Source organism: Streptomyces sp. CAU 1734, assembly GCF_039888735.1.
GTDB lineage: Bacteria > Actinomycetota > Actinomycetes > Streptomycetales > Streptomycetaceae > Streptomyces.
The window spans coordinates 1-25,107 of the sequence record NZ_JBDQQP010000017.1 but is presented as its reverse complement, the minus strand read 5'-3'; the positions used below and the strand labels follow the sequence as shown (position 1 = coordinate 25,107).

The following is a 25,107-nucleotide window of genomic DNA, read 5'->3' as shown; positions in this document are numbered from 1 at the left end:
ACGCCGACCGCCGAAGGGGGTCGTGCGGGCTGCCGGGGCGGTGTCGCCACCGGCCACCGGCTGCCGGCGCCCCCGCGCAGGGGCGGCCCATGATGGCCGGGGCCGGCCGGCGCCGGGTGCTCCACGCCCTCGCCCACCTCGGCCGGGTCCCGCTGCCGTACGACCGTCCCCGGATCGGCTGCGCCCGCGGCCGGACCCCGCGCCGTGCCGGGAAGCGCGCGAGGCCGACACCGTACCGAAGAACGCCCGGGACGCCCGCGCCGCGCCGGACGCCCGCGCCCGCGTCGAGCGGTGCGACGGGGAGCTCCGGACCGGCGGGGTCCACGCGCCCCGGGGCACCCCGCGGGAACGGGCCGCGTCCGGACTCGTCGTCGCCGGGGCCGCCGGCCGGCGGACGGCCCTGGAGCTGTTCATCCCCGTCAGGGCCGTCCAGGACCACCTCACGAACGTCTACGCCGGATTCGGCATCCGGTCCTGCGGTGAACTGGCGGCCCGGTTCGGGGAGTCGTCCACGGAGGGGTGAGCGTGGTGTCCCGGGTCGTGGCCAACTGCCGCCGGGACTGCCGCTCGGACACCCCCGGTGACCCTACGGTCGTGCCCGGCGGACAGCTCCGGAGAGGCCGTGGCTGCGCCCTACGTGCTGGGAGTGCCCATGAACACGAAGAAGCGGTTGGCGGCAGGCGGTGCGGCGGTGGTGCTCGCCGCGGGGATGGCCGTCGGAGCCGCGGCCCCGGCGACCGCCGCCCCCGCCGAACGGATCGCCTCCGCCGAGCAGTTCCACGCCCACCTGGCGAAGGCCGTCGAGCTGGAGAGCGCCCAGACCGGCGAGATCGGCTGCTGCATAGCCGGCCAGTACGCCCCCGTGGCGACCGAGGCCTGACCATGGACACCGTGGGAGTGGCGCGGGCCGCGGCCGAGGAGTCCGGCCCGGCGGCGGGCCCTGGGGAGTCCTCGGTCACCTGGTGTCCGAGCGGGCGTCCGGACCGGCCCGAGTCGCAGGTGCTCGGGGTCCGTTCCGGCCGGGACGGCGCGGTGGTCTATCTGGAGCGGCCGATACCGGCCGCCGAGGTGCTCGGCGCCGTGCCGGAGGGCATCGAGCCGACCCGGGTGCTGCGGTTCGCCTCGCACTGCGTGTCCGCGTGCGTTCACCGGCGGGGCGGCGACTGCACGCTCGTGGAGCGGGTCGGTGTGCTCCCGGAGGCCGGTGAGGCCCGGTCGGTCCCACGGTGTCATCTCCGCGGCCGGTGCCAGTGGTGGCGGCAGATCGGGGTGTCCGCCTGCCACCGCTGTCCGGCCGTGGCCACGGCGGTCCTCCGGGAGGACGCCCTCACCACGCTGGTCGCGGACCCGTCGACCACGCTCGAACAGCTCGGCGAGTGGATCGCGCAGTCCCCGGACGGACCCTCCCCCGAGGGGCCGTCCGGCACCGCGGGAGGCTGACCGCCGGAGGCAGTGGAACGGCCGGTGTGTCCGGGGAGCGGTCCCCGGACACACCGGCCGTTCGCGCATGCCGTGGTACGGAGGGGAGCCGCCGCCCGGCGGCGCGTGCGCGAACCCGCGGTACGGCCTCCGCCGTACCGCGGGTTCGTGGTACGGCGTCCGCCGCACCGTGGTGTACGAGGGGCGAGTGACACCCGCCCGGGGCGCCGGTCGCGGTACGGCCCGACGACCGCTGACGGGCCGGACGCCGCCCCGCCCGGCCCGTCAGCGGCCGTCGGGCGGATCGGCCAGGGCCAGGGCGGCGTGGTGACCCTCGGGCGCGAGGACGTCGCCGAGCGTCCAGCCCGGCGGCGAGACGGGCACCGGACCCGCGCTCACGTAGTCCATGGACGGATCGGCGGCCAGTCCCACGCCCGTCCCCTTGAGATAGGCCTCCTTGCGGGTCCACACCCGGGTGAACGCCAGGGGGCGTTCGCCGGCGGGCAGGGCGGCGAGTTCGGCGGCCTCCCGGGGGTGCAGCACATCGGCCGATTCGGCGACCGCCGCGGCGTCGGGCACCGGCTCGACGTCCACGCCGACGGGCGTCACCGCGAAGGCGAGCAGACTCAGCCCGTCGCAGTGCGACAGGGAGAAGTGAAGGGCTCCGCCGGGCACGACGGGCCTGCCGTGCGGTTCGTCGCAGTGCGCGCACGGGGCGCGCTCCACGACCACGTCACGGGCCGGCATTCCCAGATACGCGCCCAGCAGCCGGCGCAGCGCCACATGGGCGCACACATAGCCGTCGCGGTCGGCCGCGCGCACGAACTCCGCCGCGCGGGCCAGCTCCAGGGCGTCGAGGGTGCCGGGCGCCTGCCCGGCCGCGTACGCCCGGTACTCGGTGGTGTCCACGAGCCACAGTCCCGGCCCCGCCGTGGCCGGGGCGGCCGGGACACCCGGTCCGGAGCCGGAGAGCCTTCGGGGGAGCAGCAGTTGTCCGGTGGCCGGCACTGCCATGGGGTGCCTCCAGTTCTCATGGGGATTCGCCCGCGCCGCGGGGCGCGGGCGCGGATCAGGTGGGGAGGGCGACGGGTTCGCCGGACGGGTGCGGTGCTCCTCCGCGCGGCGGCTCGCGGCCGGCGGCGTCCGCCGGATCCCCGGCCGGTGCCGGGGCGGTGGGAACCGGGCGTCCGGATCCGGCCTCCGGAGGAACACCGTCGCGGCCGTCGTCATCGGAGGCCGCTACGGATGGTGCGGCGAGAGCCTCCGAGGAGTCCTTCACCGAAGGCGCCGGTCCCGGAGACCCGGTGCCGTCCCCGCCCGCCGGGGGTCCGCCGGGGACCCCGGCCGACGGGCGTGCCCGCAGCGCGAGAATCGCCGCGACCGGTGAGACGGCCGCGACCGCCCCGCACAGCAGCCAGGTCTCCTCCACCCCGAGCACCAGCGACAACGAGCTGAACAGGGCGATCGACAGCGGCGCGGCACCGATTCCGGCGAGAGCGAGGGTCGACATCGCCGCCCCCATCCGGCCCTCCGGCGCCGCCTGCTGATACAGCGTCACAATCGCCGGGCCGTTGAAACCCGACATCAGGCCGACACCCGCGGCCACCGCGGTCAGCGACCCCGGCGAGCCCATCAGCGCCATCATCGTGATGCCGGCCGCGAGGCCCGCGCCGGTCACCACCAGCCGGAAGAACACCGGAATGCGGTGCGCGAAGGCCGCGCCCAGCGCGCTGGAGGCCAGCGCGCCGAGGCTGAACGCCGCGAGCACCATGGCCACCGCCCCGACGCCCCACCCCCGCTCATGGACGAGCAGCGGCAGGGCCACCTCGACCGGCCAGCTGAACGCCATGTCCAGGCAGAGGGACGCGACGAACATCCAGCGCAGCCGGGGGTACCGGGCCAACAGCCGGAAGCCGTCGCCGGAGCGCCGCAGCAGCGACCGGCCGCCCGCCTGCCGGGCGGGCCGGGTGAAGCCCCGGGTGATGAACAGCAGACAGCCCAGCCAGACCACTCCGGTCGCGGCTGCCGCCAGCATGGCCACCCACAGTTCGCCGACGGTGATCAGCCAGGCCCCGGCGGGCGCGCCGAGCACCGGGGCGACCCGGAGCACCGTCGCGTACGCCGAATTGGCGCGGGCCAGCTGGTCGCCGCGGGCGAACCGGGGCAGCAGCGTCCCGGACGCCGGTCCCGCCATCCCCAGCAGGACGCCTTCCAGCAGGGCGATCGCCACCAGCGGCCACAACTGCTGGGTGGTGGCGGTGACCACCGCGCCGAACGCGAGCAGCGCCGCCCGCGCGGAGGTCGTCCGCAGCAGCACGAACCGGGGCCCCAGCACATCGGCCAGCGCCCCGCCGAAGACGAGCATCAGGGCCCGCGGCACGGTCGCGGCCAGCATCAGCAGGGTGACCGCCCCGGCGCCGCCGAGCTGTACGGCCGTCCAGTTCATCGCGATCAGCAGGGCGAAGCTGCCGAGCTGTACCACGGCCTGGCCGCCGACGAGCGCGCCGACCCGGCCCCAGGGCACTGCGGCGGACTCCGCGGGCGGGTCCGTCTCGGTCACGGTCATGGGGCGGTCCTCCGGTTCGTGGCTGATGGGGGAAAGGCGGCGGTGACGGCCCGGACGGCGGCCCCGGCGATCGCCGCGGGACCGGCGGGCGCGCCGAGCACCCGCAGCTCCAGAAGGCCGCCGACATGGGCCCGTCCGGTGCGGGCGAGCCGCCGCGCGGCGGCCCGTCCGGCGGCCCGGGCCGCGGCGGCCGGGGTCTTCGGCACCACGGTCAGCACGGGCAGCGAGGCATCGGGCAGGAACCGGGCCCGCACGGTCCGGCGCTGCCCGGCCGAACGGGGCCGCGCCCCGCGGCCGCCGGCAGCCGAACCGTCCCGCGCGGGCCCTCGGGCGCGGCCGGGCGGAGGCCGCCGTACCGTGATGTCTGCCGCGGATCCCCGCCCCGGCCCGGCCGGTCCGCCGCCCCGGGCGGAACCGTCCGCCGGCGACGGAGTCCGCGGCGGTCCCGTGCCCCCGGACCCGGCGCCCGGATCGTGCCCCACCGGGATCACGGCCGCCCACCCCCCGCCGCCCCGGCGGGCACGGGCCGGCCCGCCGCCGGCGGCGGCCACAGGTCCGCCCGGGTCAGGTCCCCGGGCCGGTACTGGCCCAGGGCGTGGAGAAGGAGCCTCAGCTCCAGGGCGAGGGCCTCCACCAGCCGTTCCAGACCGTGCTCCCGGTCCTCGTCCACGGCCAGCAGCGCGGCCCGGCCCAGACCGACGGCCGTGGCGCCGAGCGCCAGGGCCCGGACCGCCCGGCCGCCCTCCCACATCCGGCCGGAGGCCAGCAGGCTCGCCCCCTCGGGCCGGTCGACCAGGCCGAGGCAGTCGGCCAGCGGCAGCCCCACACCGTCCAGGAAGACCCGGGGCGCCCAGCCCGTACCGCCCTCGGCGCCGTCCACGGTCACCGCGTCCGCCCCGGCGGCCCAGGCCGTCGCCGCCGCCGTGCCGAGATCCCGGCCCGGGTGGAACTTCACCCACACCCCGGCGAGCGGGAAGTTGTTCCGCATGAAGCGGATCTGCTGGCGGAGGATCTCCTCGGTGAATGTTCCCGGGGTGGCACAGCGCAGCCGGGAACCGTCCGGGCCCAGCTCCGCGCCGAGCGTGAACAGCCCCGCGGCGGAGAGCCGTTCGGCCTCCGCGGCACCCGCCACCGTCATTCCGCCGAGACCGGGCTTGGCGCCCTGACCGGTCTTCAGCTCAAAGCCGAGCCGGCCCGAGTCCCTCAGCTCCCGTACCGCCGGATCGCTGTAGAGGAGGTTCCACACCTCCGAGTCGGCGTCCTCGGTGGACTGCTGCACCACCACGCCGCCGGGGCCGTCGCCCACCGCTTCCGCGTAGGCTTCGATCCGGGCCAGGAGCACCGAGCGGTAGCCGTGGACGGGCACGGTGTTCTCCCCGACGACCATGGGGATCCCGAGCCGCCCCGCCTGGCGGGCCGCCGCCACCGCGAGATCACCGCTGCCGGCCCGGGTCGACCCGAACGCCGAGAGGTACACCGGCAGCGCGGCGTCGAAACCGCCGATCCCGGAGTGCAGTTCAACGTCGTCGTGGCCGGGTTCCCGGCCCAGTGCGATGAGCTTCTCCAGCCGCCGCGGCATGAACACCGGCGGCGCGGGACGCAGGGCGTCCAGCGCGTCCGGCGGCCCGCAGCCCCAGGGCGCGACCGCCGGCCGGATCCCGCCGGACCCCGGGGCCGGAGCACCCGGTCCGCCCCCGGCCCCCGCGCCGAACAGGCCCCTCCCGTACTCCCCGGACGGCGGGAAGACCTCCGCGGCGCCGTGCCGGGCCCGGGCCCGTACCGCCTCCTCGGGAAAACCGGCCGCCGTCACCGTGCCCGTACTCACGGCGTGATCACCCCCGGCAGCTTCGGATAGGCGCTGACCTGCCACAGGGCGTCCAGCCCGGTCAGGAAGCGGACCAGCCGCTGGAGTCCCATGCCGAAGCCCGCGCTGGGGGAGAGGCCGCGGCGCGCCACGTCCAGGTACCAGGCGTACTTCGCCGGGTTCTCGCCGCTCTCCCGCATCCGGGTGACGATCGTCGCGTAGTCGGCCTCCCGCTCGCTGCCGCTGACCAGTTCGCCGTAGCCGCCGTGCGCGATGAGGTCGAAGTTCCGCAGCACACCGGGGCGCTCGGGGTCCTCCCGGTCGTAGAAGCCGCGGGAGCCCTTCGGATAGTCGTCGACGAAGAACGGCTGTCCGGCGTCCAGCGACAGGATCCGCTCCGCCTCCCAGCCGATCTCCGCGTCCGGGCTCTGCACATGACCCAGGGCCGCCAGCCGGGACACCGCCTCCTCGTGGGTGCAGCGGTCGAACTTCCCGGCCAGCAGTTCGGCGAAGTCGGCCTCGTCGCGGCCGAGATCCCGCAGCACGCCGGGCACGGCGGTCCAGACGTGCTCCACCACCCGGGTCAGCAGCCCGGCGGCGACCGACTGCGCGTCCTCGCGGCTCGCGCCCGCGATCTCCACGTCGATCTGGTGGAACTCCACCAGATGGCGGCCCGTTCCGGCGGTCTCCGGCGGCTCCACCCGGATGTTCGGGGCGATGTAGAACAGCCGCGGGAAGCCCTGAAGCGACGCCTGCTTGTAGAGGATCGCGCTGGTCATCAACTTGTACTTCTGCCCGTAGTAGTCGACGTCGAGGGCCTTGGCGCCCCGGCCGCCGGGGTCGGTGACCGGGCCGATCAGCGGGGGCAGCAGTTCGGTGAAGCCCTCGCCGCGCAGGAACTCCCGCGCCGCGTACAGCGCCTCCTGCTGGACGAGCATCGCGGACCGCAGCCGCGGCGACGCCAGATGGTCACCGAGCGGCGGAAGGACGGGGGTGGACGCGCGGGCGGGTTCCATGACGGTCGACTCCAGATGGTCGGGTGGCGGGGTTGAGGAAGGCGAGGGGGCGGCGGAGAGGATCCGGCCGTCCGGTGCCGGGGTGTCGTAACGGGTCGCGACGCCGTACAGCGCGGCCAGCAGCCCGTCGGAGGTCAGCGGGGTACGGGCACCGGCCGGCGCCGTGCCGGGCGGTACCGGCATGCCGCCGGTCTCCGCCCACCGCAGCCGCCCGGCGGAGTCCAGAAAGCTGCGGCTGCGGCCCGCGTTGTCGGGGTGCAGGCAGTACGGCACGTCCAGCACGCCCCGGGCGAAGGCGGTCCGCAGCGCCCGCCCGAGGTCGTCGCCGAGGTCGAGGACGGCCTCCACGAAGGCCCGTGCCTCGTGGTAGACGGCGCTGTCGCCGTCCTCGTCCGGGACGGCCGGGGCAGGGGGCCGGGCGCGCGCGGCGAGGTCCGCGGCCGCCGCGGCGGTCTCCAGCGCCCGCAGGTTCTCCGCCACCGTCGGAATCCGGTGCGCCTCCGCGGCCGTCTTCACGATCAGCCGCTGGGCGCCGGCCCGCACCGCGAGCCGCGCGGACGCCTCCAGCAGCAGGGTCGCGCCGCGTTCGGTCCGCGGATACACCCCCATATAGGTGTAGAGGACCACATGCCGGTCGGTGTCCGGCGGCAGGAACTCCGCGGCCAGCCGGTGCAGCGCCCGGACGGCTTCGGCGTCCTGGGCGGGGTCGGTCTGCTGGGCGAAGCTGAGGGAGACACTGCGGATGCCGTGACGGGTGAAGAAGAGGGCCTCCAGCAGACTGAGCGCCACCAGCAGCCCGGGCGGGCAGAGCTGGCCGAGCATGCAGCCGCCGAAGCTCTCCAGGTGCGGCAGGTGCGGGGCGGGCACCAGCTCCGTGAGGAGTTCACAGGCCCGCGCCCAGTTCTCCACCGAATCGGCGAGCGGGGTGCGCCCGTAGGGCAGGCAGTACGAGACGGGGCCGCCCTCGGTCGCGTGCAGACCGGCCGCGGCGAGCGCCCGGACGATGGCGCCGGGCCGGGACGAACCGTGCCGCACCTGCACCGGGAAGGCCGGGCCCGCGATGCCGTCGAGCACCGCCCGGGTCCGCTCGGCGGAGTGGGCGGTGATCGGATAGCCGTTGAGCCGGGCGCCCTCGGCGACGGCGGCCCGGGCCCCGGCGTGATCGCCGACCCGGGTGTAGCTGTCGATGGTGAGCGTGCCGACGGTGACCGCCGCGGCGGACCGGGTGGCGGCCAGGCCCGTGCGCATCCGGGCGGGGTCGGAGAATCCCATCCGCGGCTGGACCACGAGCCGGCCGGCCCGGGCGGCCCGGGCGACGAATCCGCCGAACGACTCCGGGGTCCCGGGGTCCCGGCCACCGTTCCTGCGGCCCTCCGGGGCGGTGAGGACCGTGCCGGCGGGTCTCATGCCGCGGCCCGGGAGACCACGGGCGGGGCCGGCCGGGCGGCGGAGGCGAGGTCCGCCGCGAACGCCCGCAGCGCTTCCACGTCCCCGTCGTCGAAGACCGCGTCGCAGCCCGCCTCCAGCAGCAGCGCCCGCTGGGCCGGATCGGTCCGGCCCGCGACACCGAGCTTGCCCCCCACGACGACCGGCATGCCCAGCCCGGCGGAGCGCAGGGACCGGACGGCGGAGAGCGCGTCACGGTAGCCGTGACCGTTGACGCTGCTGATGACGACCAGCTCGGGCGCCGACTCCGTGCACGCCGCCAGGAGCAGTTCGTCGGGCACGCACGGCCCCAGGCACCTCACCCGGTGGCCGCGCTCCTCCAGGAAGAGCCGGAGGTAGACCAGATTCCAGGTGTGGGAATCCGATGCGGTACCGGTCAGCAGTATCGTCAGACTTCGTCGTCGCATGCCGAAAATATAGGGACGGCACGGCTCGGGAAGGGGAAGTTGCAGGCGGCAGAATCGGCGCGGAAAGAGAATGCGGAAAGAGAATGCCGAAAGGGGCACCGGAATCTGTTCGGCGGGGTCGCGAGGAGAGCGGAGGGGGTGCTCGGAATGTCGGGTCGCATTCCCCGGGGCATACGGAAGGGCCGCGGTCCGGAGTGTGTCCGGACCGCGGCCGGCGGTCTTGGGGAAAGGGAGGGCGGAGCCCGGTCAGGCGTACTGGGCGAGCAGGCTCTTCGGCCGGATGTCGGTCCAGTTGGCCTCCACGTACTCCAGCGCCCCGTCCCTCGGGCCCGGCCCCCAAACCCCCTCCCAGCCTGCGGGGATGTCCGCGAAGACCGGCCACAGGGCGTGCTGTCCCTCGTGGTTGACCACCACGTGGAAGATGCCGTCGGGGTCGTCGAAGGGGTTCGTCATGACAGGCTCCTCAAAGCGTCGGAAAGGATGAGGCCGATCTGTTTCAGGGGTTCGGGCTCGCCCATCCTGGTATGGATGACCCCGATGGTGTGCTGTTCGACGGTGCCGTCGACATAGGGAATCCAGGATCGTGAAAGAGTGCTCTCGGGGGCGCCCTCTCCCCGGGCCGCGAAGAACAGCATCTGTGTCTTCACCGGACGGGGCGCATAGATTTTCACGATTTCCGCATGGTCGATGGAGGCGCCGATCACCGAACGGATCTCGTCGTCGGAGAGACCGCCCAGCACCGGATCGTTCTCCCGGACCAGCCCGATCAGCCCCGCCACGTCGAAGGGCGCGTCCTCGGGCTCGTCGGTCGCGCCGACCAGCATCTCCCGCTTCTCCGCCGGGGTCATCCGGCGGCGTTCGGGTTCGGCCGGATGCAGATGGACGTCCATCATCGCCAGCAGCTCGGTGCGTTCGCCCTGCTCCGCCAGCATCACCGCCAGCGCATGGGCCAGGGTGCCGCCGAACGACCAGCCGAGGAAGCGGTACGGGCCCTGCGGCTGGACCCGCCGGATGTGCTCCAGATACTCGCGGGCCATCTCCTCGACCGACTCCGGGCTGTGCCCCAGCTCCGACAGCGCCCTGGCCTGGATCGCGTACAGCGGCTGGTCCGGGCCCAGATGCCGGGCCAGCCCCACGTACGACCAGCCGACACCGGTGCCGGGGTGCAGCGCGAACAGCGGACGCCGGGTGCCGCCGGGCTGGAGCGGCAGCAGGACGCCCATCGGGTCGAAGCCCGACGGTTCGTCCGCGAGCAGCCCCGCGACCGTCGGCGTGCGGAACAGGTCCCGGACGCCCAGCTCCAGCCCGAGCGCCGTCCGCGCCCGGCTCACCAGCCGGACGCCCAGCAGCGAATGCCCGCCCAGGGCGAAGAAACTGTCGTCGATGCCGACACCGGTCACCCCGAGGATCTCCTCGAACAGCCCGCACAGCACCTCCTCGCGCGGGGTCCTCGGCGCCCGCCCCGACGGGGCGGCGGCCGGAGCGGGCGCGGGCAGCGCCCCGCGGTCCGGTTTGCCGTTCACGGTCAGCGGGATGTCGTCCAGCAGCATCAGCGCCGACGGCACCATGTGCTCCGGGAGCTCGGCGGCCGCCCAGCGCAGCAGCCCCTGCTCCGTCGGGGTCCGCCCGGCGCGCGGGACCGCGTAGGCCACCAGCCGTTTGCCGCCCGGACCGTCGTCGAGGACGACCACCGCGGTCCGTCCCACATCGGGATGCCGGGCCAGGGTCTCCTCGATCTCGCCGGGCTCGATGCGGAAGCCGCGGAGTTTGACCTGGCCGTCCGCCCGTCCCAGGAAACGCAGTTCACCGCCCGCCGTCCAGTGCACCAGATCACCCGTGCGGTACATCCGTTCGCCGCCGGCGGCGAACGGATCGGCGACGAACCGCTCCGCGGTCAGCCCCGGCCGGCCCAGATAGCCCCGGGCCACCTGGGTGCCCGCGAGGTACATCTCCCCGGCGACGCCCACCGGCACCGGCCGCAGCGCCCCGTCCAGGACGTACACCCGGGTGTTGTCCAGCGCGGCGCCGAGGAACACACCCGGCAGCACCCGGCAGTCCGTGCCCAGCCGCTGGTGGTGCGAGGCGAACGTGGTCTCGGTCGGACCGTAGCTGTGCACCAGGACCGTGTCCGGGCAGTGGTCCAGCACCCGCTGGAGGGCGGCCGGGGACGCCACGTCCCCACCGGTCCACACCTCGTCCAGCAGTTTGAGGGTGTCGAGACCCTCGTCGGCCATGATGTGGAAGAGACCCATGGTGAAGTAGGCGGCGGTCACCCCGTGGGCGCGGATCGTGTGGTCCAGCTCCGCCAGATCCGTACCGGAACCCGGCGCGAACACCAGCTCCCCGCCGTTCAGCAGCGGCACCCACAGCTCGTAGGTGGAGGCGTCGAAGCCGATCGCCGAATGCACCAGCATCCGCCGGTGGCTGCGGTGGTCCCAGCAGCGGTCGGTGACCAGCTCCACCACATTGCGGTGGGTGACCCCGACGCCCTTGGGCCGGCCCGTGGACCCCGAGGTGAACATCGTGTACATCAGGGCGTCCTCGCCGACCGTCACCCGCGGATCGGTGCTCGGGCCGCCCGGCACCGGAGTGTCCGCCGACAGCACCCGCACGCCCGCCGCCACCTGCCGCGCCACCGGTCCGGTGGAGACGTACGCCTCCTCGGTGACGAGCACACCCGCCCCCGTGTCCTCCATGATCATGGCGATCCGGGTGTCCGGCAGCCGGGGGTCCAGCGGTACGTACGCGGCCCCGCACTTCAGCGCGGCCAGCGCCGCCACCAGGAGCTGCGGCGTGCGGTCCAGCAGCAGCCCGACCGCGCCGTGCGGCGCCGTCCCGGCACCGATCAGCCGGTGCGCCAGCGCGTTCGCCCGCCGGTTGAGCTCCGTGAAGGTCATGGTCCGGTCCTCGTGACGGACCGCGACCGCGAGCGGGGTACGGCGGACCTGCTCCTCGAACCGCTCGTGCACCAGCCCCGGCAGCACCCGCGGTACCGCTGTCGCGTTGTAGCCCACGAGCAGGCGCTCGGCCTCCTCCCCGGACAGCAGCGGCACATCGCCGATCCGGGTGTCCGGCGCGTCGGCCACCACGCGCAGCAGCCGGGCCACATGCGCCGCCAACTGGGCCGCGGTGCCCTCGTCGTAGAGGTCGAGCGCGTACTCGAGGACGCCTTCCAGACCGGCCGGGGCACCGGAGGCGTCCCGGGTCTCGCGCAGTGCCAGCGTCAGGTCGAACTTGGTGAACCCGGACGCGGCGGGCAGCGGAGTGCCGGACAGCGGTGAACCCGGCAGGGGCGCCCGCTCGGCCGGATGCACCTGCACCATCACCTGCACCAGCGGGTGGTGGGCCGCGGACCGCACCGGATTGAGCTCCTCCACCACCAGGTCGAAGGGGAGCTGCTGGTGCGCGAAGGCCGCGAGATCCGTCTCCCGGACCCGGTCCAGCAGCTCGGCGAAGGTCGGGTTCCCGGCCGTGTCGGTCCGCAGCACGAGCGTATTGACGAAGAAGCCGACCAGCTGCTCCAGCGCCTGGTCGTCCCGGCCGGCGACCACCGTGCCCAGCGGCAGGTCCGTGCCCGCGCCGTGCCGGGTCAGCACCGCGGCCAGCGCCGCCTGCACGACCATCAGCAGGGTCGCGCCGTGCGCCAGAGCGAGCCGGCCGAGAGCGGAGTGGACATCCGCGTCCAGGGCCGGGACGCCGGCCGCCGCCCCCCGGTGCGTGGCCTCCGCGGGACGCGTCCGCGCCGGAACCGTTCCGAGTACGGGCGGCATGCCCGCCAGCCGGTCGCGCCAGTAGGCCTTCTGGGTCGCGGCCGAGGGACCCGAGAGCAGCTTCCGCTCCCACAGGGTGTAGTCGGCGTACTGCACGGGCAGCGGGGGCAGGCCGGGGGCCGCCCCGCCGAGCCGGGCCGTGTAGGCCGCGGACAGATCGGCCAGCAGCGGCCCCGAGGACCAGCCGTCGGCCGCGATGTGGTGCACCAGCAGCACGAGGACCTGCCCGCCGCCGTCCCCGCCGGTCTCCACGAGCCAGGCCCGGAAGGGGATTTCGGCGTCCAGCGCGAAGACATGGCCGGCCGCCGCGGTGACAGCGGCCGCCTCCTCCTCCGGCCGGGCCCGCACCACCGTCAGCACCGGCCGGACCGACTGCCGCACCTCCTGGTACGGCTGCCCCTCCTCCGCCCGGTAGACGGTCCGCAGCACCTCGTGCCGCTCGGCGACGTCGGCGAGCGCGTCGGCGAGGACCGCCGGGTCCAGCGGACGGTCGAGCCGCAGCACGAAGGGCATGTTGTACGAGCGGCTCGCCCCCTCCAGCTGGCCGGTGAACCAGAGCCGGCGCTGTGCGTACGACAGCGGGAGCCGTCCGGGCCGGCCGGCCGCCGGTACGGGAACGGGCCCCGGCCGGACCTCCCCGGAGCGGGCCGCGGCACCCCCGGCCCCGGCGGCGATCCTGGCCGCGAGCCGGGCCGGGGTGGGCGCCAGGAAGAGATCCCGCAGCCGCAGTTCGACCCCGAGCAGGGACCGCGCCCGGTTCACCAGCCGGACGCCCGCCATCGAGTGCCCGCCGACGGCGAAGAAGTTGTCGTCCGGGTCCACCGACGCGCGGCGGGTGATCTCGGCGAAGACCCGGCGGAGCACGGCGACCGTCGCCGGATCGGCCGCCGGACCCGCCTCCGCCGCCTCCGCGACCGTGCCGGTCCGCGCGGGCCGGGCCGCCAGCAGGGCCCGCTCCGCCGCCGGCAGCAGCTCCGCCGGCCGCAGGGGCGCGTCACCGCCTTCGGCGAACCTCACCAGGGTCCGTGCGTACACATCGAGAAGCAGCTGCGCCGTCGCCTCGTCGAAGAGATCCTCGGCATAGGTCCACCACAGCTCCAGACCGCCCTGATCCGGGCGGGCGACACAGGTCACCGCGAGATCGAACTTCGCCGCGTCCAGCCCGGTCTCCTCGAACCGGCCCCGCAGCACGGATCCGATCCGTACCTCCCCGGCCGCCGGATCCGCCGCCTCCTGCACCGCCAGGGTGACCTGGAACAGCGGGTTCGCGCCCGGCGCCCGGCGCGGATTGAGCACTTCCACCAGCCGGTCGAACGGCAGCTCCTGATGGGCGTACGCCCCCAGCGCGGCATCCCGGGCCCGGGCCACCAGCTCCCGGGGACCCGCGGGTCCGGCGACATCGGCCCGCAGGACCAGGGAGTTCACGAAGAAGCCGACCAGCTCGTCCAGGGCTTCGTCGGAGCGCCCCGCGACCGGTGTGCCGACGGCCGCGTCCGGACCGGCGCCGCAGACGTCGAGCGCGGTGCCGAGCGCGGCCCGCGCCACCATCAGCAGACTGGCGTCCGCCCCGGCGGCCAGCGCCGCGAGCCCGGCGTGCGCCGGGGCGTCCAGCGCGGCGGTGAGCGTGCGGGCCCGGCCGCTCGGCACGGCGGGCCGCGGCCGGTCGGCGGGCAGGTCGAGCAGCGGCGGCAGCCCGGCGAGCGCCTCCCGCCAGTACGCGGCGAGCACCGAGTCGTCCGCCAGCAGCTCCCGCTGCCAGAGCGTGTAGTCCGCGTACTGCACCGGCAGCGGCTCCCACCGCGGCCCGGCACCGGCGGCCCGGGCGTCGTAGGCCGTGCCGAGATCCCGCAGCAGCGGGCCCACCGACCAGCCGTCGGTGGCGATGTGATGGGTCAGCAGCACCAGGACGGCGGACCCGTCGCCCGGCAGGAACAGCGCGGCCCGCAGCGGGAGCCCGGTCTCCGGGTCGAAGGTCCCCGCGGTGAACCCGGCCACCTCGGCGGCCACCTCGCCGGGCGCGCACGACCGAACGGCGAGCTCGGGGCGCGCGCCCTCCAGTACCCGCTGGTACGGCTCACCGTGACCGTCCGCCGGATACACCGTCCGCAGCACCTCGTGCCGCTCCAGCACATCGGCGAGCGCCGCCTCCAGCGCGCCGGGCTCGGGCACCGCGTCCAGCCGGACCACCAGCGGCAGGTTGTACGTCGGGGACGGCCCCTCCAGCCGGTTGAGGAACCAGAGCCGGCGCTGGGCGTACGACAGCGGTATCCGCTCCGGATCCGTGACGTCCGGTTCGTCGTCGGTTCCGGCGGAGGCGGTGGGAGCGGTCGAGGGCATCGCGTGGCCTCCAGAAGAAGGGGAAGTGGGGCGACGGGTCCGGATCGGGGCCCGCGCAGCAAACGTACGAGCCGCCGCCCCGCGCACCGGGCAGTTGCCGGGGCAGCTCCCGCGCCCCGGGCTGCCGCTTCCGCCTGCCGCCCGCTCCGGGCGGGCGACTCCGCGGGTGCCGTGAGCCGGTGTTGCCCGGCAACGGTGCCGACGCGGCTTGTTCCTCCGGGAGCCCGGGAGGTCGTCGGCCCTGTGCCCGTGGCCCGGAACCACGTGTCCGCCATGAGCTGTCCCCGGCCGGCCGCCGTCACGGGTTGCTCGCGCGGGTCCCCGCGCCCCCTTGGCCGCTCCTCCTCACTCCGCCCGGCCGAGGAGGTCCGGCCGAGGAGGCCCGGGGGGCGCGGAGAACTGCGCGACCGGCCACATCCGGCCCGCGGCAGCCCGGCGGACGGGCGTTCCCGCCGCCCGGGGCCGGAGCGCCCGGCCCGTCCCGGGGCACTCGGGCCGGGGGCCGGCCCGGGTGCCGAAGGACAGCGGCCCCGGCGGACCGGCGTTCCCGCCGCCCGGGGCGCGAGCACCGAGCCCACCGGGGGCGCCCGGGCCGGAACCGCGCCCGGGCCGGAACCGCGCCCGGGCTTTGACGGCTCGGGGCACCCGGGCGTTCCGTCCGGCGGACCCGCGGCTCACCGCCCCCGCCGCCGGGCCGGCGCGGCTCGGAGCACCGGGGCGGCCCCTCCGCCGGGCCCCCGGCTCACCGCGCCCGGTGCACCCGCCTCCTGAGCGCCGGAACCGCCGGCGGTACCGGCGCCGCGTCCAGCAGTGCCGCCAGCGCCGTCGGCGTCGGGTGCCGGAACACATCCCGCAGTGTCAGCTCCCGGCCCAGCTCCGTCCGGACCCGGTTCAGCAGCCGCACCGCCAGCAGCGAATGCCCGCCCGAGCGGAAGAAGTTCGCGTCCCGCGTCACCTCCTCGCGGTCGAGCACCTCCCGGAACAGGGCCAGCATCAACGGCAGCCGCCCGTCGCCGGGGGACGGCTCCCCGGGGCCCGGCGGGCGGCCGCCACCGGGCCGCGTCACCGTCACCACCCCCGGCACCGCGTACTCCGGCAGCCGTTCCGCCGCCCACGACTGCGCATCCGCCTCCGTGACCTCGCCCGTCAGCCGGGCCACGAGCCTCCCCTCGTCGATTACCACCTCCGCGCCGTCGACCCCGGGCTGTGCCCCGAGGACGTCCCGGACGTGCCCGAGGTCGATCCGGTAGCCCGCGACGGTGCCGCGGGGCCCCGTCCCCGGCCGCCCGGGCCCGTCCGGAAGCGACCCGATCCGGACCTCCGGATCGGCGGCGAACAGGGCCAGCGCACCGGTCAGAAGCGCGCCCAGGCGCTCCGCCCCGGCCTCCGTGTACAGATCCGTGGCGTACTCCAGGACACCGTCCAGACCGCCGTGCCCGGCACCCCCCGTCAGCGCGAACGTCAGGTCCGCCTTCGCGGTCGACGAGCCGTGGGGCAGCACCTCACCGGCCAGCGGCCCGTCCGGGCCGCCGCCTCCCGGCCCGCCGCCGTCCGGCTCCGGGTCCACCCGCAGCATCACCTGCGCCAGCGGGTGATGGGCCGACGAACGGTGCGGGTTGAGGTGTTCGACGACGAGGTCGAAGGGCACGTCCTGGTGGGCGTACGCCGCCAGATCGGCCTCCCGCACCCGTCGCACCAGCTCGCTGAAGGACGGGTCGCCCGAGGTGTCGGTGCGCAGCACCAGGGTGTTGACGAAGAAGCCGACGAGACCGTTGAGCGCCTGGTCGTCCCGGCCCGCGACGACCGTGCCGACCGCGAGATCGGGTCCGGCGCCGCAGCGCGCGAGCACGGCCGCGAGGGCCGCGTGGACCACCATGAAGAGGGTGCTGCCGGTGGACCGGGCGATCCGTTCGAGACCGGCCCGCACCGGCTCCGGGACGGTGAATCCGGTGAGCGCGCCCCGCCCGGAGGGCACCGGCGGCCGGTGCCGGTCGGCGGGCAGGTCCGTCAGCGGCGGCAGCCCGGCGAGGGTCCGCTCCCAGAAACCGAGCCGCTCCTCGCGCCCGTCGCCGCCGAGGAGCTCCCGCTGCCAGAGCGCGTAGTCCGCGTACTGCACGGGCAGGGGCGCCCAGCCGGGCGCCGAGCCCGCGGCCCGGGCCGCGTAGGCGGTGGCGAGATCGGCGAGCAGGCAGTCGACGGACCAGCCGTCGGCCGCGATGTGGTGCAGCAGCAGGACGAGGGTCTGCCGCCCGTCGCCGCCGGAGGGCAGGAACAGCCGGGCCCGGAACGGCAGATCGCGCGCCAGGTCGAACACCTGGCCCGCCGCCTCGTCCGCGGCGGCCGCCGGATCGGCGGGGAAACCGAGCTCCAGCTGCGGCCGGGCCCCGTCCAGGACGAGCTGGTACGGTTCCCCGCCCTCGGTCCGGTAGACGGTCCGCAGCACCTCGTGCCGTTCGGCGACGTCGGCGAGCGCGGCGGCGAGTGCGGCCGGGTCCAGCGGCCGGTGGAGCCTCCGTACCAGCGCGATGTTGTACGTGGCGGACGGCCCGTCCAGCTGGTCGGTGAACCACAGCCGTCGCTGGGCCGGGGAGAGCGGGATCCGCTCGGGCCGCTCGGCGCGGCGCAGCGGCGGCCGCTCCCCGGCGTCCGGGCCCGCGGGGAGCCGTCCGTGCAGGGCGAGGGGCGTCGGTGCGAGGAACAGATCACGGATCCCGGTCTCCACGCCGAGGACCGCCCGGATCCGGTTGACCAGCCGGCTGGCCAGCCGTGAATGCCCGCCGATACGGAAGAAGTTGTCACCGGGGCCGACCCGCGGCCGGTCGAGTACCTCCGCGAACAGACCGCTGAGCAGCTCCACCCGGGGGTGCCCCGTCTCCCCGGGCCCGCCCGCCCGTCCGGCCGCCGCTGCCGCCTCCGCCGCGGCGAGCCGCTCCCGGCGGGCCGCGAACCCCTCCGACTCCACGGCGGTGACCAGCCCGAGCGCGGCGAGCGGCCGGCCGGCGTCCGCGGCGAACGCGGTGAGCGCCCGGCCGTACACATCGAGCAGCAGAGCGGCCGTGGACTCGTCGAACACGTCCCGCGCATAGCCGAGGAGCAGCCGCAGTCCGCCGTCCGGTTCCTCCTCGCAGTGGAAGCTCAGATCGAACTTCGCCGCCCCCAGGTCGACGGACCCGGCATCGGCGGTCAGCGGGCCGAGCCGGACCGGGCCGGTGCCGTCCGCCGCACCGGCGGTCCGCACGGTCAGCATCACCTGGAAGAAGGGGTGTTCGCCCAGGGCCCGGCCCGAGGACTCGCTCACCTGCTCGACCAGCAGCTCGAAGGGCAGGTCCTGATGGTCGAAGGCGGCGAGGTCGCTCTCCCGGACCCGGTCCACCAGCTCGGCGGCCGTGGGGCCGCCGGAGGTGTCGGCGCGCAGCACCAGGGAGTTGACGAAGCAGCCGACGAGATCGTGCAGGGCCTCGTCGGAGCGCCCCGCGACCGGGGTGCCGACGGCGAGGTCGGTGCCCGCGCCGGCCGCCGTCAGGGCCGCGGCGAGGGCGGCCCGTACCACCATGAACAGGCTGGCGTTCCGCTCGCGGGCGAGCGCGGCCAGCCCGCCGGCCACCTCGGGCCCGAGACGGGCGCCGGCGGTGCCGCCGAGGCCGGTGGGTTCGGCGGGCCGGGGCCGGTCGTACGGCAGATCCGTCCGCTCCGGCAGTCCGTCCAGCGCCTTCCGCCAGTGGTCCAGGAGGGCGTCCGGTTCGGCGAGGAGATCCCGCTGCCAGAGCGCGTAGTCGGCGTACTGCACCGGCAGGGCTTCCCAGCCGGGTGCCCGGCCGGCCAGCCGGGCCGTGTAGGCGGTGTCCAGATCCCGCAGCAGCGGGGCGAGGGACCAGCCGTCGACGGCGATGTGGTGGACCAGCAGGACCAGGGCGCTGGGACCGCCGCCGGTGGTGAACAGCGCGGCCCGCAGCGGCACTCCGTCCGTCGGGTCGAGCGGTGTCCGGCCGAACCCGGCCACCCGCCGGTCGAGTTCGTCCGGGCCCGCGCACGGGACGAGGTCGAGAACGGGGGCGAAGTCCGCCACGATCCGCTGGTACGGCTCCCCGCCCAGCTGCGGATAGGCGGTGCGCAGCACCTCGTGCCGTGCGGCGAGATCGGCGAGGGCCGCGCCGAGCGCGACCGCGTCGGGCGTCCCGTCGAGCCGGAGCACGACCGGCGCGTTGTACAGGGCGGACGGGCCGTCGATCCGGGCCAGCAGCCAGAGCGCCCGCTGCGACGCGGACAGCGGCAGCCGGTCCGGCCGGGCCGGCTCCGGCACCTGTCGCGGTACGGGCCGGGGTGTACCGCCCGCCCGGGTCCGGGCGGCCTCGGTGAGCCGCCGGTGCAGGGCCGCGGGGGTGGGGGCCAGGAACAGGTCCCGGATGCCCGCCTCCAGCCCCAGGACGGCCCGGATCCGGTTGACCAGCCTGCCCGCGAGGAGCGAATGCCCGCCGGTCCGGAAGAAGCTGTCGTCCGGACCGATCCGGGGGCGGCCGAGGATCTCGGCGAAGAGCCCGCGGAGGATCTCCTCCCGGGGCGCGCCGGCATCGCGCCGACCGGTTCGGGCGGCCGGCGGCGCGGGGGTGCTCCGGGCCGCCGCCGTGTGCCGGGCCGTCAGCGCGGCCCGCTCGTCCGCGGTGGCCAGCGACAGCGGGCCGAGCGGCCGCCCGGAGTCGTGGGCCAGGGCCTCCAGGGCCCGGACGAAGAGATCCAGCAGCAGCTCCGCCGTGGCCTCGTCGAACAGGTCGACCGCGTAGCCGAGGGCCAGGTCGAGCCCGTCGGGGGAACCGTCGGGGGCCGCCCGCCGGGCGCAGAAGAAGGTCAGGTCGAACTTGGCGGCCGCCAGGTCCGCGGTGCCCGGGACACCGGTCAGCTCCGGCCCCAGCGGCACCGGCCCGGCGGACCGGGCGCCTTCCGGGCCCTCGGCGCCGTCGACGGTCAGCATCACCTGGAACAGCGGGTGGTGGCCGAGGGACCGCTCGGGCGCCAGCTCCTCCACCAGCAGCTCGAAGGGCAGGTCCTGGTGTTCGTAGGCGATCAGATCGGCGTCGCGCACCCGTTCGAGGAGCGCGGCCGGACTCGGCTCGCCGGATACGTCCGTCCGCAGCGCCAGGGTGTTGACGAAGAACCCGACGAGCTCGTTGAGCTCCTCCTCGGGGCGGCCCGCGACCGGGGTGCCGATCACCAGGTCGGAGCCGCAGCCGGCCGCGGTGAGCGCGGCCGCCAGGGCGGTCCGTACCGCCATCGGAGCACTCGCCCCGTGCTCCCGGGCCACGGCCAGCAGCGCGCGGTGGGTGGCGGCCGGGACACGCGCGGTCAGCGTCGCCCCGCGCCCGGACGGCTCGGCGGGCCGCGGCCGGTCCACGGGCAGCGGCGTCACCCCGGGCGCCCCGTCGAGGGCCCGCCGCCAGTGTGCGAGCTGCTCCGCCGCCAGGCTTCCCGGATCGCCCGGCGCGCCGAGCAGCTCCCGCTGCCAGAGCGCGTAGTCGGCGTACTGCACCGGCAGGGGTTCCCAGCCGGGTGCCCGGCCCGCGAGCCGGGCCGTGTAGGCGGTGTCCAGATCCCGCAGCAGCGGGCGGACGGACCAGCCGTCGGTGGCGATGTGGTGCACGAGCAGCACCAGCACCGCACCGGCGGCGCCGGTCCCGGTCTCCTCGGGGACGAACAGCGCGGCCCGCAGCGGGAGTCCTGCGGTGACGTCGAGGGGCTCCCGGACGAAGGCGGTCACCCGCGCGTCGACCGCGGCCGCCGGGCAGCGGACCACCTCCGGCGCGGGCAGCTCCGAGGCGTCCCGTACCTCCCGGCGGGGTTCCGCGTCCGGCCCGGCGGGCAGGACGGTGCGCAGCACCTCGTGCCGTTCGGCCAGATCGGCGAGGGCAGCGCCGAGCACCGCCGGGTCGGGCGTCCCGTCGAGCCGGAGCACCACCGGGGCGTTGTAGGCGGCCGAGGGGCCCGCCAGCCGTCCCAGGAACCAGAGACGGCGCTGGGCGAACGACAGAGTGTTCACGGCGATGTCCTCATCCGTCCTGGGCTGCGACGAGCCCGTCGATGTGCGCGGCCAGGTCCCGCAGCCGCGGATGGGCGTAGACGGCCTTCACCGGCAGGGCCACGCCCAGCTCGGACCGGACCCGCGACACCAGTTTGATGGCCAGCAGCGAATGGCCGCCCAGTTTGAAGAAGTTGTCGTCGGGGCCGACGGAGGACGCCCGCAGAACGGTCGTCCACACCTCGCCGATCAGCCGCTCGGAAGCCGAGAGACTGTCGTCCGCCGCGGCGGGAACCGGGGCCCCGTGAGGCGGCGCGGGCAGCGCGGCCCGGTCCAGCTTGCCGTTGACGGTGGTCGGGAAGCGGTCCACGGCGACCAGTACGGCGGGCACCATGTACGCCGGCAGCGAGGCCTCCAGCAGCCCGGTGAGGGCCGCTTCGGTCACCGGTGCCGCGGGCCGGTAGTAGCCGACGAGCCCCGGCGCGCCGTGGACGTCGTCGCGGAGGACGACGACGGCCTCGGCGACGGAGCCGTGGGCGGTCATGACGGCTTCGATCTCGGGGAGTTCGATCCGGAACCCCCGCAGCTTCACCTGGCCGTCGGCGCGGCCGAGATAGCCGAGCCGGCCGTCCGGCAGCAGCCGTACCAGATCCCCGGTGCGGTACATCCGCCCGCCGGGCTCCGCGCCGGGGCCGGTGTCGGCGGTGAACCGGTCGGCGGTGAGCCCGGGGCGGCGCCGGTAGCCGCGGCCCACCCGGGGCCCGGCCAGATACAGTTCGCCGGTCCCGCCCGGGCCGACGGGCGCCAGCTTCTCGTCCAGCACCCGCATCCGCAGCCCGGGCAGTACGGCGCCGAGGTGCGGGGTCCCCCCGGCGACCGGTTCGATCCACCCGGCGGTGGCGTCCACGGTGCACTCGGTGGGGCCGTACAGATTGACGGCACGGACCGTGCCCGCGGCGGTCAGTTCCGCGAGCCGGGACCAGAGGGCGGGTCCGATCGCCTCACCGCCGATCAGCAGGGTCAGCGGGCGCGGCCCGCCGTCGGCGGAGAGCAGCTCCAGCAGCGGTTCGGCGTGCGAGGGCGTCAGGTCGAGATCGTTCAGGGCATGCGTGTCGGCGAACGCGGCGAGCAGCGCGGGGTCGGCGCGCGTCTCGTCGTCGACCATGACGAGGGTGTCGCCGCGGCAGACCCGGACCCACTGCTGCACGGAGGCGTCGAAGGACGGGGAGGCGTTCCAGCCCACCCGGGCGCCGTCGCCCGCCGCGATCCCGGCGTCCTCCAGCTCGGCGAGGAGCCGGGCCGCGGCGCCCCGGCCGATCTCGACGCCCTTGGGGCGGCCCGTCGAGCCCGAGGTGTAGATGACGTACGCGAGGCTGTCCGTGGCCACCGGGACCGGCCGGTAGTCGGGCGCGGCGGTGCCGCCGGCGAGCAGCTCCGCCAGGCCGAGCTGCGGCACCCCGGCCGGGAACGCGCCGTCGGGGCCGCCGTCCGGGGTGACGACGACATCGGCTCCGGAGTCCTCGACCAGATAGCGGCGCCGTCCGGCGGGCAGCTTGGGATCCACGGGGAGATAGGCGGCGCCCGCGGTGAGGGTGCCGATCAACGCGGTGACCAGCCCCGCGCCGCGCGGCAGGCAGAGCGCGACCACGGATTCGGGGCCCACGCCGTGCGCGGCGAGCCCGGCCGCGATCCGCATGGCGCCGGCGCGCAGTTCGCCGAACGTCAGCTCGCGGTCGGCGGCGACCACGGCGGTACGGCCGCCGGGGGCGGCGGCCAGCCGCTCCAGCAGATCGCGCGGCCGCGCCGAGGAGAGGGACGGGGTGCGCTCGGGCAGGACGGCGGTCATGGTGCTCACTCCCCGTGGACGGTGGTGGACGCCGGGCTGGCGGGCGAGCAGTCGGCGAGCGCGACCGGCTCGCCCATGGCGACGAGGATCTTCCGGTCGCCGGAGAAGGACTCCCGCCCGTGGGCGCAGAGGATGTTGTCCACGAGCATCAGATCGCCCTCCTGCCAGCTCTCCCGGACCGTGACCCGGTCGTAGACCTCGTTGACGGCGTCGACCTCGGCGTCCGTGAGCCGGGTGCCGTCGCCGAGATAGGTGTTGAACGGCAGTCCGTCCGGGCCGTACGTCTCCTCCAGCACCTCGCGGACGTCCGGGTCGAGGGTGCGGCTGTTCCAGAACGCGAAGTGGTTGAACCAGACCCGCTCCCCGGTCACCGGGTGGGTGATGATCGCCGAGCGGCGCTGCCGGGTGACGAGGGAGTCGTCGTCCGCCCACTCGTATCCGATGGTGTTCTCGTCGCAGTAGCCCTCGGCGACCGCCCTGTCGTCGGTCGCGAAGGTCGTGTACCAGGGCAGGCCGGCCAGTTCGGAGTAGTTGCGCACGAGCAGCCAGCCGGCCTTCTCGAACCGGGCGCGCAACCCCTCGGGGAGCAGTCTCAGAGCCTCCCGCATGTCGCCGATGGTGGTGGCGCCGCCCTCCCGGGGCGCGGTGATGCAGCCGAAGAGCAGCACTCCCGGGAAGTCGAGGGTGTAGCTGTTCTCGTTGTGGAGTCTGATCGGCTGGGCGGCCGGGAGGTCGGTGGAGGAGAACACCCCCTCGCCGAAGTCGGTGCGCGGGGTCGCCTTCTCCTTGTAGCCGGCCCGCTGTTCGATCAGGGCATCGCGGGCGGTCGCGAAGGCCGCCGCGTCATGGACCGGCAGCCCGCGCAGCAGCACCGCTCCGGAGCGGTGCAGCTCCGCCTGGACGGCGGTCCGGTGCTCGGTCAGCCAGGCGGCCGCGGCCTCGATGGAGTGATGGCCGGGGGTGATCACGACGGCGGGCCTGCCCGGCTCGCGGATCACGGTCAGGCCGCGCAGGGCGTGGGCGTCGGCGAAGGTCGTCATCGCAGGAGTCCTCTGCTTCGGGATCGGGAAGTGAACTGCTCGGGAAGTGAACTGCTCGGGATCGGAATGCGGAGCGGGAGCGGACGGGGAGCGGAAACCGGAAGGAGTACGGGAGAACGGAGAGCTCCCGGGGAACAGGGGCGGGCGCTTCAGGCGGCCGCGGCGGTGAGCCTTCCGGACGCGGGCTCGGCGCCGTCCCCGAGTACGGTGCCGAGCAGGGCGAAGAAGGCGGGCAGCTGCTGCTGGAAGTAGAAGTGGCCGCCCGGCAGGATGTGCGCCGCGAACCCGGCCCCGGTGATCTCGGCCCAGCGGTCCAGCGCCGCGACCGGCACCACGGGATCCCGGTCCCCGCCGATGACCGTGACCGGGCAGTCCACCGCGGCCTCCGCCGCGGAGCACCGGTACACGTCGTCGATGGCGAAATCGGCCCTGATCGACGGGATGATGATCTCGCGCAGCTCGGGCTCGTCGAGGATCCCGTCGTCGGTGCCGCCGCGTTCCTTGATGGCGGCGACCAGCTGGTCGTCGTCGAGCCGCTCCGGGTGCACGGCGCTGGGGTTCGGCAGGAACGGTGCCCGGCAGGCGGAGGCCACCAGGGCACGGGCGGGCCGGCCGGCCGCGGCGAGCCGCCGTACCACCTCGAAGGCGACGAGCGAGCCCATGCTGTGACCGAGGACGACCAGGTCCTCTGGCAGATCGCCGGGGAGCGCCGCCGCCACGGGGCCGGCCAGATCGGCGATGGTCGTGGGCAGTTCCTCGGCGTAGCGGGCGCCTCGGCCCGGGTACTGGCCGATCAGCAGCCGTACGTCCGCCGGGAGCCGGTCCCGCCAGTCGGCGTAGGCATGGGCGTTGCCGCCGGCGTGCGGCAGCACCAGCAGCGCGGTCCGCTGCGGTCCGTCGCCGGGCAGGTCCCAGACGATGTCGTCGGCGTTGGGGAGGGGGGCGATCCCGTCGGTCATGAGGTGATCCGTTCCTGGTCGGTGCGGCGGCGCAGGACGGGCCTGGCACGCCGCGGTTCGGGGGCGGTCGTGGTGTCGGCCGGGCCGGTTTCGAGGTACGCGGCCAGCCGGGCGGGCGTCGGGTGCCGGAACACGTCCCGGAGGGTGAGTTTCAGCTCCAGGGCGCGGCTCAGGCGGTTGGCGAGCCTCGCGGCGACCAGGGAGTGGCCGCCGAGGGCGAAGAAGTCGTCGTCGGGGCAGGGCGGTACATCGGTTCCGAGGGCGTCCCCGAAGGCCGCGCAGACGGTCCGCTCCAGTGCTGTCCGCGGCGGCCGGCCGGCGGCACCGGCGGTCTCGGGCCCGGGCTTCGGCAGGGCGAGCAGAGCCTGTTTGTCGATTTTGCCGTTGGGGGTGAGGGGGAGTTGGTGGTGGGTGGTGATGTGGGTGGGGATCATGTGGTCGGGGAGGTGTTGGCGGAGGTAGGTGCGGATGTCGTGGGGTGTGGTGGTGG

At 75.5% G+C, this 25,107-nt stretch carries 15 protein-coding genes; 2 read left to right on the top strand and 13 right to left on the bottom strand.

Features of this window, described 5'->3' with window-relative positions:
- Nucleotides 1-652: 652 nt before the first annotated feature.
- Nucleotides 653-880, top strand: a complete 228-nt coding sequence (locus AAFN69_RS28280) for a hypothetical protein (protein WP_347731682.1) — start codon at nt 653-655, stop codon at nt 878-880.
- A 2-nt stretch (nt 881-882) separates the two neighbouring features.
- Nucleotides 883-1,440, top strand: a complete 558-nt coding sequence (locus tag AAFN69_RS28275; protein WP_347731681.1) for a hypothetical protein — start codon at nt 883-885, stop codon at nt 1,438-1,440.
- Between the two features lie 264 nt (nt 1,441-1,704).
- Here the strand turns inward: AAFN69_RS28275 and AAFN69_RS28270 are convergent, their stop codons facing one another.
- From AAFN69_RS28270 to AAFN69_RS28210, 13 genes are all read right to left on the bottom strand, one after another.
- Complete coding sequence (locus AAFN69_RS28270; RefSeq protein WP_347731680.1) at nt 1,705-2,433, bottom strand: 4'-phosphopantetheinyl transferase superfamily protein; 729 nt, start codon at nt 2,431-2,433, stop codon at nt 1,705-1,707.
- Nucleotides 2,434-2,488: 55 nt separating this feature from the next.
- On the bottom strand, nt 2,489-3,985 hold the full coding sequence (locus AAFN69_RS28265) for an MFS transporter (RefSeq protein WP_347731679.1): 1,497 nt from the start codon (nt 3,983-3,985) through the stop codon (nt 2,489-2,491).
- The gene (locus AAFN69_RS28260) at nt 3,982-4,239 is read right to left on the bottom strand and encodes a hypothetical protein (protein ID WP_347731678.1); all 258 of its coding nucleotides are present in this window, start codon (nt 4,237-4,239) and stop codon (nt 3,982-3,984) included. The genes AAFN69_RS28265 and AAFN69_RS28260 overlap by 4 nt, the downstream gene beginning before the upstream one ends.
- A 233-nt stretch (nt 4,240-4,472) precedes the next feature.
- Complete coding sequence (locus AAFN69_RS28255; RefSeq protein WP_347731677.1) at nt 4,473-5,810, bottom strand: glutamate synthase-related protein; 1,338 nt, start codon at nt 5,808-5,810, stop codon at nt 4,473-4,475.
- Nucleotides 5,807-8,212: an amino acid--tRNA ligase-related protein gene (locus AAFN69_RS28250; RefSeq protein ID WP_347731676.1), complete on the bottom strand. Its 2,406-nt coding sequence runs from the start codon at nt 8,210-8,212 to the stop codon at nt 5,807-5,809. The genes AAFN69_RS28255 and AAFN69_RS28250 overlap by 4 nt, the downstream gene beginning before the upstream one ends.
- Nucleotides 8,209-8,643 (bottom strand): cobalamin B12-binding domain-containing protein, encoded by a 435-nt coding sequence (locus tag AAFN69_RS28245; protein ID WP_347731790.1) that lies wholly within the window; start codon nt 8,641-8,643, stop codon nt 8,209-8,211. Before AAFN69_RS28245 ends, AAFN69_RS28250 begins: the two co-directional genes overlap by 4 nt.
- A gap of 261 nt (nt 8,644-8,904) precedes the next feature.
- On the bottom strand, nt 8,905-9,111 hold the full coding sequence (locus AAFN69_RS28240; protein ID WP_347731675.1) for an MbtH family protein: 207 nt from the start codon (nt 9,109-9,111) through the stop codon (nt 8,905-8,907).
- A complete protein-coding gene (locus AAFN69_RS28235; protein WP_347731674.1) occupies nt 9,108-14,765 on the bottom strand; it encodes an amino acid adenylation domain-containing protein in 5,658 nt (1,885 codons plus the stop codon). Before AAFN69_RS28235 ends, AAFN69_RS28240 begins: the two co-directional genes overlap by 4 nt.
- 742 nt (nt 14,766-15,507) lie before the next feature.
- Entirely contained in the window at nt 15,508-20,793 is a 5,286-nt protein-coding gene (locus AAFN69_RS28230; RefSeq protein ID WP_347731673.1) for a condensation domain-containing protein, read from the bottom strand.
- A 10-nt stretch (nt 20,794-20,803) separates the two neighbouring features.
- The gene (locus AAFN69_RS28225; RefSeq protein WP_347731789.1) at nt 20,804-22,618 is read right to left on the bottom strand and encodes an amino acid adenylation domain-containing protein; all 1,815 of its coding nucleotides are present in this window, start codon (nt 22,616-22,618) and stop codon (nt 20,804-20,806) included.
- A gap of 5 nt (nt 22,619-22,623) precedes the next feature.
- The gene (locus AAFN69_RS28220) at nt 22,624-23,658 is read right to left on the bottom strand and encodes a TauD/TfdA family dioxygenase (RefSeq protein ID WP_347731672.1); all 1,035 of its coding nucleotides are present in this window, start codon (nt 23,656-23,658) and stop codon (nt 22,624-22,626) included.
- Nucleotides 23,659-23,807: 149 nt separating this feature from the next.
- Nucleotides 23,808-24,617, bottom strand: a complete 810-nt coding sequence (locus AAFN69_RS28215; RefSeq protein ID WP_347731671.1) for an alpha/beta fold hydrolase — start codon at nt 24,615-24,617, stop codon at nt 23,808-23,810.
- Nucleotides 24,614-25,107 (bottom strand): phosphopantetheine-binding protein (locus AAFN69_RS28210; protein WP_347731670.1); only part of this gene is annotated, 494 nt, incomplete at its 5' end. The genes AAFN69_RS28210 and AAFN69_RS28215, both read right to left, overlap by 4 nt.